This window comes from Duganella sp. S19_KUP01_CR8 (assembly GCF_036688705.1).
In the GTDB taxonomy this organism is placed as follows: domain Bacteria; phylum Pseudomonadota; class Gammaproteobacteria; order Burkholderiales; family Burkholderiaceae_D; genus Rugamonas.
This window is the reverse complement of record NZ_JAQQPR010000008.1, coordinates 211450-222226: the sequence shown is the minus strand read 5'-3', so window position 1 is coordinate 222226 and position 10777 is coordinate 211450. Positions and strand designations below refer to the sequence as shown.

12 protein-coding genes are annotated in these 10777 nt (G+C 62.7%); 7 read left to right on the top strand and 5 right to left on the bottom strand.

What is annotated here, in order from left to right; translation table 11 throughout:
- Positions 1 to 46 precede the first annotated feature (46 nt).
- On the bottom strand, positions 47 to 802 hold the full coding sequence (locus V6M89_RS10880) for a MerR family transcriptional regulator (protein ID WP_332853201.1): 756 nt from the start codon (positions 800 to 802) through the stop codon (positions 47 to 49).
- Between the two features lie 139 nt (positions 803 to 941).
- Between V6M89_RS10880 and V6M89_RS10875 the strand changes: the two genes are divergently transcribed.
- Both V6M89_RS10875 and V6M89_RS10870 read left to right on the top strand, forming a co-directional pair.
- A complete protein-coding gene (locus tag V6M89_RS10875; RefSeq protein WP_332853200.1) occupies positions 942 to 1478 on the top strand; it encodes a PadR family transcriptional regulator in 537 nt (178 codons plus the stop codon).
- A 24-nt stretch (positions 1479 to 1502) separates the two neighbouring features.
- Entirely contained in the window at positions 1503 to 2765 is a 1263-nt protein-coding gene (locus tag V6M89_RS10870) for an MFS transporter (protein ID WP_332853199.1), read from the top strand.
- Here V6M89_RS10870 and V6M89_RS10865 read toward each other — a convergent pair.
- Complete coding sequence (locus V6M89_RS10865; protein WP_332853198.1) at positions 2762 to 3337, bottom strand: hypothetical protein; 576 nt, start codon at positions 3335 to 3337, stop codon at positions 2762 to 2764. The genes V6M89_RS10870 and V6M89_RS10865 overlap by 4 nt on opposite strands.
- Positions 3338 to 3520: 183 nt before the next feature.
- On the opposite strand from V6M89_RS10865, the gene V6M89_RS10860 reads away from it, so the two are divergent.
- The 5 genes from V6M89_RS10860 to V6M89_RS10840 all read left to right on the top strand — a co-directional run bounded on the left by V6M89_RS10860 (position 3521) and on the right by V6M89_RS10840 (position 7564).
- Entirely contained in the window at positions 3521 to 4429 is a 909-nt protein-coding gene (locus V6M89_RS10860) for a 2-dehydro-3-deoxygalactonokinase (RefSeq protein ID WP_332853197.1), read from the top strand.
- A 2-nt stretch (positions 4430 to 4431) separates the two neighbouring features.
- Complete coding sequence (locus V6M89_RS10855; RefSeq protein WP_332853196.1) at positions 4432 to 5052, top strand: 2-dehydro-3-deoxy-6-phosphogalactonate aldolase; 621 nt, start codon at positions 4432 to 4434, stop codon at positions 5050 to 5052.
- A 38-nt stretch (positions 5053 to 5090) separates the two neighbouring features.
- Positions 5091 to 5972: an SMP-30/gluconolactonase/LRE family protein gene (locus V6M89_RS10850; protein WP_332853195.1), complete on the top strand. Its 882-nt coding sequence runs from the start codon at positions 5091 to 5093 to the stop codon at positions 5970 to 5972.
- 117 nt (positions 5973 to 6089) lie between these two features.
- Positions 6090 to 7070 carry a glycoside hydrolase family 53 protein gene (locus tag V6M89_RS10845; RefSeq protein WP_332853194.1) on the top strand — a complete coding sequence of 327 codons (981 nt, stop codon included), beginning with the start codon at positions 6090 to 6092 and terminating at the stop codon, positions 7068 to 7070.
- A 68-nt stretch (positions 7071 to 7138) separates the two neighbouring features.
- Positions 7139 to 7564: a DUF7684 family protein gene (locus tag V6M89_RS10840; RefSeq protein ID WP_332853193.1), complete on the top strand. Its 426-nt coding sequence runs from the start codon at positions 7139 to 7141 to the stop codon at positions 7562 to 7564.
- A 5-nt stretch (positions 7565 to 7569) separates the two neighbouring features.
- Here V6M89_RS10840 and V6M89_RS10835 read toward each other — a convergent pair whose 3' ends face one another.
- The 3 genes from V6M89_RS10835 to groES all read right to left on the bottom strand — a co-directional run bounded on the left by V6M89_RS10835 (position 7570) and on the right by groES (position 10696).
- Complete coding sequence (locus V6M89_RS10835) at positions 7570 to 8508, bottom strand: OmpA family protein (protein ID WP_332853192.1); 939 nt, start codon at positions 8506 to 8508, stop codon at positions 7570 to 7572.
- Positions 8509 to 8713: 205 nt separating this feature from the next.
- A complete protein-coding gene (gene groL, locus V6M89_RS10830; RefSeq protein ID WP_116990559.1) occupies positions 8714 to 10360 on the bottom strand; it encodes a chaperonin GroEL in 1647 nt (548 codons plus the stop codon).
- A 45-nt stretch (positions 10361 to 10405) separates the two neighbouring features.
- Positions 10406 to 10696: a co-chaperone GroES gene (groES, locus tag V6M89_RS10825; RefSeq protein WP_008451606.1), complete on the bottom strand. Its 291-nt coding sequence runs from the start codon at positions 10694 to 10696 to the stop codon at positions 10406 to 10408.
- Positions 10697 to 10777 lie beyond the last annotated feature (81 nt).

The window sequence follows — 10777 nt, the reverse complement described above, 5'->3', positions numbered from 1 at the left end:
GTCCCCCATTAGAGCATGAGCTCGGCTTCAAAGCCGAGCTCATGCTCTAATGGGGGACCTGACCCCGGGTTTTGACGTAGTGCTGCACGGCGTGCAGCATGAACGTCGCCAGCTCGGGATGGATCTTGTCGAAGTTGGCTTTGAAGCGGGCGTCTTCGGAGTAGGTGGCGGCCAGGCTGGTCAGCTGCTCCACCTGCGGCAGCCAGAAATATTCCAGATGATCGCGCCAGCGCTGCACGATCGCCTGCACCGCCGCGCTGTCCGCTCCCTGCGGCATGGCCGCGACCATATCGGTATAAACCGTATTCCCTTCCGCCATGATGGCGTCCTGCTTGGCCTTGCTGTAAGCGCCCCATTGCTTGGTCGACGCCCTTACCGTGGCGGCGTCGTAGCGCTGTTCCGCTTCCTGTGCGTACGCCTGCTGCTGCGGCTTGTTCAAGCCGGAGAATAAACCTTCGCTGCTCATGATCTGCTTCCCTTGTAGGTGGAGGATGGTGTTGTCCACAGTCGCGATCAGCCCTTGCAGCCGTTCGGCCTGGTTGCGCAACGCTTCCTTGTGACTGAGCAGGGCGGCCATGACGTCGAAATCGTCACGCTCCATCAGCTTGCGGATCTCCGCCAACGGCACGTCCAGTTCCCGGTAGAACAGGATCTGCTGCAGCCGCAACTGCGCCGCCTCGCCGTAGTAGCGATAGCCGTTGTCGCCGACGCGCGTAGGCTTCAACAACCCGATCTCGTCGTAGTAGTGCAGGGTCCGGGTGGTGACGCCGGTCAGTTTGGAAAGTTGTTTTACTGTGAGCATGGCAGCATCGTGAACTCTGACGTGGCGTGAAGGTCAAGCGCAAATTATATGAAAAAAATCCTTGAACTCTTCCGCAAACAAGTTAAGATATATCTCAATAAGTTATATCTTAACTTGTTATATCGGAAGGGAAACCAAAATGTTTAGATTTTTACATCACCAACACCGCCATCACGCCATGCATGGCGACCATCACCATCATCGCGGCGGCGGGGGCGGCCGCGGCCGTGGTCCGAAAATGTTCGACGCCGGCGCCATGCGCTACATCGTGCTGCAACTGATCGCGGAAAAACCGCGCCACGGCTATGAAATCATCAAGGAGCTGGAGCAGCGTTCCGGCGGCGGCTACACGCCCAGCCCCGGCGCCATCTATCCGCTGCTGTCGATGCTGCTGGACATGGGCCATGTGGTCGCCACCGCCGACGGCAACAAGAAGCTGCACACCATTACGCCTGAAGGCGAGGCCTTCCTGGCCGAGAACCGCCAGTTCGTCGACGCCATCGTCGCCCGCATGAGCGATCCGGCCGAGTCGCGCGACGACCTGCGCACCATCATGCATGAACTCAAGCACGCGGTGATCGCCCAAGGCCAGGAGAACCATCCCAGCGCCGCCAAGCTGGAGCTGATACGCGCCATCCTGCGCCGCACCACCGCTGAAATCCTGGCGCTGGAATAAGCCCTCAGAAGGGAGCACAACAATATGCAAGCAAATTCCCCCTTGACGTTGCAGCTGCCGCTGCCCGCAGCCCGTGAACGCCTGGTGCTGTGGCTGCTGGCGCTGACCCAGTTCACCGTCATCATGGACTTCATGGTGATGATGCCGCTGGCGCCGCAGCTGATGCGCGCGTTTTCCATCGAACCGGCGGCCGTGTCCGGCGCCGTGTCGGCCTACGCCTGGTGCGCCGGCCTGTCCGGCCTGCTGGCCTCCATGTATATCGACCGCTTCGACCGCAAGCGCTTGCTGCTGGCGATGTTCGCGCTGTTCACCTTGTCGAACCTGGCCTGCGCGCTGGCGCCCAACTTCCACGTGCTCGTGCTGTCGCGCGCCTTTGCCGGCCTGACCGGCGGCGTGCTGGCTTCCATCATCATGGCCATCATCGGCGACCTGATCCCGGCCGAGCGCCGCGGCGCCGCCACCGGCATCGTGATGACCTCGTTCAGCCTGGCCGCCGTGGCCGGCGTGCCGACCGGCGTGATGCTGGCCGCGCACTACGGCTGGGCCTCGCCGTTCTATCTGCTGGTGGTGTTTTCGCTGCTGATCTGGTTCGCCGCCTGGCGCGTGCTGCCATCGCTGAACGGCCATCTGACGCGCCGCGTGCCGCTGTCCGAGGTGCTGCCCAATCTGATCGGCCTGTACCGCGTGCGCGGCCATCTGAAGGCCTTCCTGCTGTCGGGCGTGAACATGTTGACGGGCATGCTGGTGATCCCCTTCATCTCGCCGGTGCTGGTAGAGAATATCGGCGTGCAGCCGGCGGAGATCACCTTTGTCTATCTGGCCGGCGGCGTGGCCACGCTGTTCAGCGCGCGCAGGATAGGCAAATGGTCGGACCGCGTCGGCGCCCAGCGGGTGTACCGTTATATCGCGTTGTTCTCCATCCTGCCGATCATGTTCATGACGCACATGCCGGTGATCCCGCTGGTGGCGGTGATCCTGTTCTTCCCGTTCTTCATGATGGCTCTGTCGGGCCGCAACATTCCGATGCAGGCCTTGATGACGACGGTGCCGGATCCGGCCAAGCGGGGCGCTTTCCTCAGCTCCAACTCGGCGATCCAGCAAGTGGGCAGCGGCGTGGGCGCGCTGTTGGGGGGATTGATGCTGCATACCGATGCGGCCGGCCATATCGTCGGCTACGGCCTGAACGGCTGGATCGCAGCCGGGCTGACCTTGTTCTCGGTGTTGTGGATAGGGCAGGTGGGCGCAGCCGTCAAGGCCGCGCCGGTGGCGCAAGCTAAAGTCGCTTAGCCGTCGATGCTGGTGCGCTTGGCGGGATGTTTTTCACGGCGCCAGCGCGCCAGGCTGATGACTTCGTCGGTGCTGGCGTCTTCCACCAGGATTTCCTCGTCGCTTGACGACACCAGGAAGCTCTCCCAGCGCTGCGCCGCATCGCTGCTGTTTTCCACAAAGCTGAACTGCCAGTAGTTCTTGCCGTTCAGCTTGCGCGGGGCCGGATCGTACTCGATCAGGGCTCCGTGCGATTTTCCGCCGGAATTCTTTTCCACGATGGCCGACCAGGCTTGCAGTTCCGGCAGCGCCATCAGCGCGGCAGCGGCCTGTTCCTTGCTACGCAGATGCTGAACTTCGGCCGAGGCCGATGGCGCCACGTTGGCGGCCGCGCGCGGCGCGGCCGTCGCGCTGGCCGACGCCGATGCCGACGCCGAGCCGCTGGCGCTGGCCGGCAGCTTGGCCTGGGCCGGCAAGACCTGCGATTCGGCCGGCGTCATGTTGGCGAAATAGACACCCCCGCCCAGCAGCAGCACACCGGCGACGGCGCCTGCAATGAACAGATTTCGGGTGGACGGGGTGCGAGATACCATATACGTGCATGCCTGGATTGTTGGTTGCGGTCATACTAAACCAAAGGCATCCAAGGGGCAACTTTTACCGGCCTGAACAGGCCTTGGCTATACTATTTTGATATTACTCCCGCGAGATAATTCATTGGAGGCGCGGCGCTCTTTTTCGTACCATGGCGGCAGCGTCGTCAAAGGGATACCGTAGTGGACAAAAATATACTGGGCATAGACTGGGGCACGAGCAACCGTCGCGCCTACCTGATCGATCAACACGGTGCCTGCCTGGCCGAACACGAGGATGACCAGGGCATGCTGGCGGTCGGCGGACGCGAGCGCTTCGGCGACTCGCTGGCCGGCCTGCTCGACGCCATGGGCATAGGCCCCGACGTGCCGGTGATCATGTCCGGCATGGTCGGCAGCGCCTCCGGCTGGCAGGAAGTCAATTACCTAGACAGCGCCGTGCCCTTGCAGCACCTGCCGCAGCACTTGGCGCCGGTGACCGACGCCGACTGGGCCGGCCGCTGCCGCATCGTTCCCGGTTACTGCTACCGCAATGGCGCCGCCGTCGATGTCATGCGCGGCGAGGAAACCCAGTTGCTGGGCGCGGTGGCGCTCGGCCATCGCGACGGCTGGCTGGTGCTGCCCGGCACTCACAGCAAGTGGGTGCTGCTGCGCGACGGCTTGATCCAGTCGCTGTCCACCTATATGACCGGCGAGCTGTACGCCATGCTGTCGGCCCGCGGCACCTTGGCGGCGATGATGGGCGGCGACGCTTCGGATGCCGAAGGCTACGCCATCGGCCTGAACCAGGCCGCCCTGAACGAACCATTGTCGAACACCCTGTTCCGCGTGCGCGCCGGCGTGGTCTCGCGCAGCGCGCCGCAGGCGCAGGCGCCGGCCGTGGTCAGCGGCTTGCTGATCGGCGCCGAATTCGCCGCCGCCACCCGCGCGCTGGCCGAGGTGGGCGGCGTGGCCGGCATCACCGTCATCGGCTCGACGGCGCTGGCCGCCCGCTATGCCGTGGCCGCCGAGCACTTCGGCTTGCAGTGCGACGTGCTCGATCCGCATCGCGTGTACTGCGCCGCGATTTCCCAATTCAATCACCAGGCTTGAACATGACTCCATCCCACCCCACCGTTCCACTGGTCGCCATCCTGCGCGGCCTGCATCCAGCGGAGGCGGTCGCGGTCGGCAAGGTGCTGCACCAGGCCGGCTTCCGCGCGCTGGAAGTGCCGCTCAACCGTCCCGGCGCCATCGAATGCATCGCCGCGCTGGTCCAGCAGCAGCTGCCGGATACGCTGGTCGGCGGCGGCACCATGCTCAACGTCGGCCACGTCGAGGCCGTGTACGAAGCGGGCGGACGCCTGCTGGTCTCGCCGAACTGCGATCCGGCCGTGATCCGCCGCGCTGCCGATCTGGGCATGTACTGCGCGCCCGGCGTCGCCACCCCGACCGAAGCGTTTGCCGCGCTGGCCGCCGGCGCCCATGCGCTGAAACTGTTCCCGGCCGATATGGTCGGCCACAATGGCTTGAAGGCGTTCAACAGCGTCGTGCCCGCCGGCACGCCGATGTGGCCGGTCGGCGGCATCACGCCCGACAATATGGAAGGCTGGGTGCGCGCCGGCGCCACCGGCTTCGGCATCGGCGGCCAGCTGTACACGCCGGGCGTCGGCCTGGATGAACTGGGCCAGCGGGCGGCGGCCTATGTGAGCAGGTGGCGCGCTTTGACCGCTTAAGCCTTATGATGGCGGATTCGACACTCGGAGTGAAACTGATGAGCAAGCATGACGTGCAATGTATCTGGGAAGCCGGCGCTGAACTGGGCGAAGGTCCGCTGTGGGTGGCGGAGCAAAATCGCCTGTATTTCGTCGACCTGAAAAACCAGCTGCTGCACGCGCTGGATGCCGGCGACGGCCAGCGCCACAGCTGGACCATGCCCGACTACATCTGCTGGCTGGTCGCGCGCCGCGACGGCGACGGTTTCATGGCCGGCCTGCGCGACGGCATCGCCCGCGTGTGGCTGGAACCGGAACTGCGCATCGAATACCTGGCGCGTCCGTTCGCGGCCGGCAGCGCCGAGCGCATGAACGACGCCAAGGTCGACAGCGCCGGCCGCCTCTGGGCCGGTTCCATGCACAACACCGATTACGAGCAGACCATCGGCCGGCTGTTCCGGCTCGATACCGACCTGACGCTGACGGTGGCGGACCAGGGCTATCACATCTGCAACGGCCCGGCCTTCAGCCTGGACGGCGCCACCATGTACCACACCGACAGCTTTGAAGGCCGCACCTACACCTATCCGCTGGCGGCCGACGGCACGCTGGGCGAGCGCCGCCTGTGGCGCCAGTTCGGCGACGGCGAAGGTTCGCCGGACGGCATGACGGTCGACAGCGAAGGCTGCGTCTGGATCGCGCAGTGGGGCGGCGCCCGCGTCTGCCGTTACTCGGCCGATGGCGCACTGCTCGACACCATCCATGTGCCGGCGCTCCATCCCGCCTCGTGCACCTTCGGCGGCGCCGACCTGAAGACGCTGTACATCACCACCGCCTGCGAGGGCAACACGCCGGAGCAGTTGCAGCAGTTCCCGCTGACCGGCGGCCTGTTCGCCGTGCGGCTGGACGTGGCCGGCGTGCCGGCCGCGCGCTTCGGCTAGCCGCAGCACTCATCGTCATCGGTTTTTTTCAGATGCCGCGCGACGCGGCAGGGGGAGGTGCGCACACGTGGTCGGCAGTGAGTGTCATTCAAACTATAAAAAACTGGAGACAAAATAATGAAGCTCAAGAATTTGCTGTTCGCATTCTGCGGCCTGGCGTTCAGCCTGGGCGCGCAGTCCGCCACCTTCGCCAACGGCGCCGATGTCGGCTGGGTCAGCCAGCAGGAGTCCAGCGGCTATTCGTTCTACAACAGCAGCGGCGTCAAGACCGATCCGTTCGTGCTGTTGAAGAACTTGCAGGTGAACTCGATCCGGCTGCGCGTGTGGGTCAACCCCAGCGGCGGCTGGAACAACGGCGCCGACGTGCTGTACAAAGCCAAGCGCGCCGCCGCGCAAGGCCAGCGCATCATGATCGACTTCCACTACAGCGACGGCTGGGCCGATCCCGGCCAGCAGACCAAGCCCGCCGCCTGGGCCAGCCACACGCTGGCGCAACTCAACAACGACGTCTACAGCCACACGCAGGGCATCCTCAGCTACCTGAAGACCAATGGCATCACGGTCGAGTGGGTACAGGTCGGCAACGAGATCAACAGCGGCATGCTGTGGCCGGAAGGGAAGACCACCAGCTTCGCCAACCTGGCCGGGCTGATCAACAGCGGCTACAACGCCACCAAGGCCGTCTATCCAGACGCCAAGGTGATCCTGCACCTGGCCAACGGCTACGACAACGCCGTGTTCCGCTGGTTCTTCGACGGCGTCAAGACGGCCGGCGCCAAGTGGGACGTGATCGGCATGTCGCATTATCCGCCGGCGTCGGACTGGGCCAACTACAACAACAAGATCTCGACCAATATGTGGGACATGGTGTCGCGCTACGCCAAGCCGGTGATGGTGACGGAAGTGGGGCTGGACTGGACCCAGGCCGCGACCAGCAAAGCCATGCTGGCCGATTTGCTGACCAAGACCAAGGCGCTGGGCTCGAACGGGCTGGGCGTGTTCTATTGGGAGCCGCAGGCGTATCCGGGCTGGCAGGGCTATACGATGGGCGCGCTCGATGCGAGCGGCAAGTTCACCATCGCGCTTGATCCGTTTTAAGCAGTGAGGGCAGGGAGGGGCGCTCTCCTCCCTGTTAGAATCCGGGATTCGATATCTATGGTCCCATCATGCAGAAGCCAGTCATCCGTTATTTACACCTCACCCCGGACAGCGATCTTCCCGCGCTGGAAGGCATGTCCCACTTCAAAGCCATGCTGGTCGTCGAGGCCGACGTGGCGGAGATGACGATGTGGGAAACCAGCCGCTGGCTGGTGGAGTCCGGCTGCGCGCTGGCGCTCGCATGGGGCAAGGAGTGCGAGGCTTGGCGCGAGGCGATTGAAGACGCCAGCCTGGAAGCCGTCAACTATGAAGACGTGCCGGACGAACAGTTGCTGATCACCACCGCGCACGAGGACGAAGAGCTGAGCGAAGCGTTCTGGTACGCCCGGCACCGCGCCACGCATCCCGCGCACGAGCTGCGCGAGACGCTGATCCTGCACATCGCCGACACCCCGCGCCGCGAGGAACTGGAAGCGGAGTACCGCGACGCCTAGCCGGCTTATTGCTTGACCAGCTCGACCCGGCGATTCTTCTCGCGTCCGGCCTCGGCATCGTTCGAGGCCGCCGGCGCGTAGGAGGCCACGCCCTTGGCGCTCAGCCGTTTGGCGTCGACCTTGTAGTCCGCCGCCAGCACCTTGATCACCGACTCCGCCCGTTTCTGCGACAGCTCCAGGTTGTGCGCCAGCGCGCCCTGGCTGTCGGTGTGGCCGACCACGTACAGCTTCAGCTTGCCATCCTGCTGCAACAGCTTGGCCATCTCGGCCAGCGCGTCCTTGGATTCCGGCTTGACGTCGGTCTTGTCGGTGTCGAAGAAGACGCCGTACACCGCCACCTTGCCATCGGCCGCGATACCCTTGGCCATGTCGGCCGCGTTCAGGTTGACCGACACCTTGCCGCCTTCCATCGCCTTGGCTTCGACGATCTCGACGTAGATGCCGCCCAGCTTGTCCTGCACCGGCGCCACCGAATACACGCCCACGTGGACCAGCGAGCCGTCCGGGCGCGTGCCTTTGGCCAGCAGGTAGCGCTCGTCGTTGCGGCCGTAGTTGAATGGATCCCAGCTGGCTTCTGCGCCCTGGATGAAATGATCGCCGACGCGTTTTTCGAGGAAGAACTCGCCGAAGTTCTTGCCGCAAGTATCCTTGGCGCAGGCGAACACGGTTTTCAGGCCGGCCTTTTCCAGTGCCGCCTGGTAGTTGCGCATCACCTCCAGCGCCGAGCGTTCGCGCGGGAAGTTATAGGCCATGCGGGTGTATTTTCCTTCCAACAGCAGCGTGCTGTCGAACGCCATCTGTCCGCCCTTGTTCTCGACGCGTTTGCCTGCGGGCAGCATCACCTCGTCAAATTCCTTGAGGCCGTAGCCGACCATCTTCGAACCTTCAAAGCGCGACAGCAGCGGATGATCCTTGCCGCCCTTGACGGTGTCCTGGGCCGGCATTTGGGCATGAGCGAAGCCGGCGCAAAGCAGCAATGGAAGGAGGCGATAAGCACGCATGGCGGTCCCGTCTGAAGAAAGTTGAAGAACATCGATTGTAGGCAGGGATTGCCTTTAGATCAACGTTAACTTTTCAATCGTGCCGACGTAAAAAAAGCCAGCTTCCGAAGAAGCTGGCTTTTCTGTACAGCGAGACTTATGCCGGCAATTACATCATGCCGTCCATACCGCCCATGCCGCCCATACCACCCATGCCGCCCATGCCGCCGCCAGCTTTGTCGTCGCTGACTTCAGCGATCATGCAGTCGGTGGTCAGCATCAGGCCAGCGATCGATGCTGCGTTTTGCAGTGCCGAACGGGTGACTTTAGCTGGATCCAGAACGCCCATTTCAACCATGTCGCCGTAGGTGCCGTTGGCAGCGTTGTAACCGTAGTTACCTTTGCCAGCCAGAACCGCTGCAACCACCACCGAAGCTTCTTCGCCGGCGTTTTGCACGATCATGCGCAGTGGCTCTTCCATGGCGCGCAGAACGATCTTGATACCTGCGTCCTGGTCCGGGTTGTCGCCTTTGACGGTGATCGAAGCGCGGGCGCGCAGCAGGGCTACGCCGCCGCCTGGCACGATGCCTTCTTCCACGGCAGCGCGGGTAGCGTGCAGTGCATCTTCAACGCGGGCTTTTTTCTCTTTCATTTCAACTTCGGTGGCTGCACCGACTTTGATCACGGCAACGCCGCCGGCCAGCTTGGCCACGCGCTCTTGCAGTTTTTCACGGTCGTAGTCCGAGGTCGCTTCTTCGATCTGCACGCGGATCTGCTTGACGCGGCCTTCGATGCTTTCAGCTTGGCCAGCACCGTCGATGATGATGGTGTTTTCCTTGCCGATTTCGATGCGCTTGGCCTGGCCCAGCTCTTCCAGCGAGATTTTTTCCAGGGTCATGCCGACTTCTTCAGCAACCACTTGACCGCCGGTCAGGATCGCGATGTCTTCCAGCATGGCCTTGCGACGGTCGCCGAAGCCTGGGGCTTTGACTGCGCAGGTTTTCAGGATGCCGCGGATGTTGTTCACAACCAGGGTCGCCAGTGCTTCGCCTTCGATGTCTTCAGCGATGATCAGCAGTGGACGGCCGGCTTTAGCGACTTGTTCCAGTACCGGCAGCAGATCGCGGATGTTCGAGATTTTCTTGTCGCACAGCAGGACGAATGGATTGTCCAGGATAGCGACTTGCTTCTCTTGGTTGTTGATGAAGTATGGCGACAGGTAGCCGCGGTCGAACTGCATGCCTTCAACGATGTCCAGCTCGTCGTTCAGCGACTTGCCGTCTTCCACGGTGATGACGCCTTCTTTGCCGACTTTTGCCATCGCTTCAGCGATGCGGTCGCCGATCGACGAATCCGAGTTGGCGGAGATCGAACCAACCTGGGCGATTTCCTTGGTGGTGGTGCATGGACGGGCGATGATGGCGATCTGCTCGACGGTGGCAGCAACTGCCTTGTCGATGCCGCGCTTCAGGTCCATTGGGTTCATGCCGGCGGCAACGAACTTCATGCCTTCGCGCACGATGGCTTGTGCCAGCACGGTCGCGGTGGTGGTGCCGTCGCCGGCGTTGTCGCTGGTGCGGGAAGCAACTTCCTTGACCATCTGCGCGCCCATGTTCTGCAGCTTGTCTTTCAGTTCGACTTCTTTAGCGACCGATACGCCGTCCTTGGTGACGGTAGGTGCGCCGAACGAACGTTCCAGCACCACGTTGCGGCCTTTAGGACCCAGCGTGACCTTGACTGCGTTGGCCAGGATGTTGACGCCTTCAACCATTTTGGCGCGCGCTGCGTCGCCGAAAATTACTTCTTTAGCTGCCATGTTGTTTCTCCAGAATTAGGTGATTAGTGCAAACGTGCGTGTCAATTACTTGACGACGATTGCCATGATGTCTTCTTCGCGCATGACCATCAGTTCCTGACCGTCAACTTTGACGGTTTGGCCGGCGTATTTGCCGAACAGGACGCGGTCGCCTACTTTGACATCCAGCGGACGGACTTTGCCATCTTCCAGAATCTTGCCATTGCCGACGGCGAGTACTTCGCCTTGATCCGGTTTTTCAGCGGCCGCATCAGGGATGATCAGGCCGGACGCAGTTTTGGTTTCCTGGTCGAGGCGTTTGACGATTACGCGATCGTTCAAAGGGCGAAGGTTCATACAAAACTCCTTAAATTAACAATGGTACAGTTTGTTGCCACACCAACAAGGTTGCTGAGGCGGAAAGTTTGGCCGAGAGCG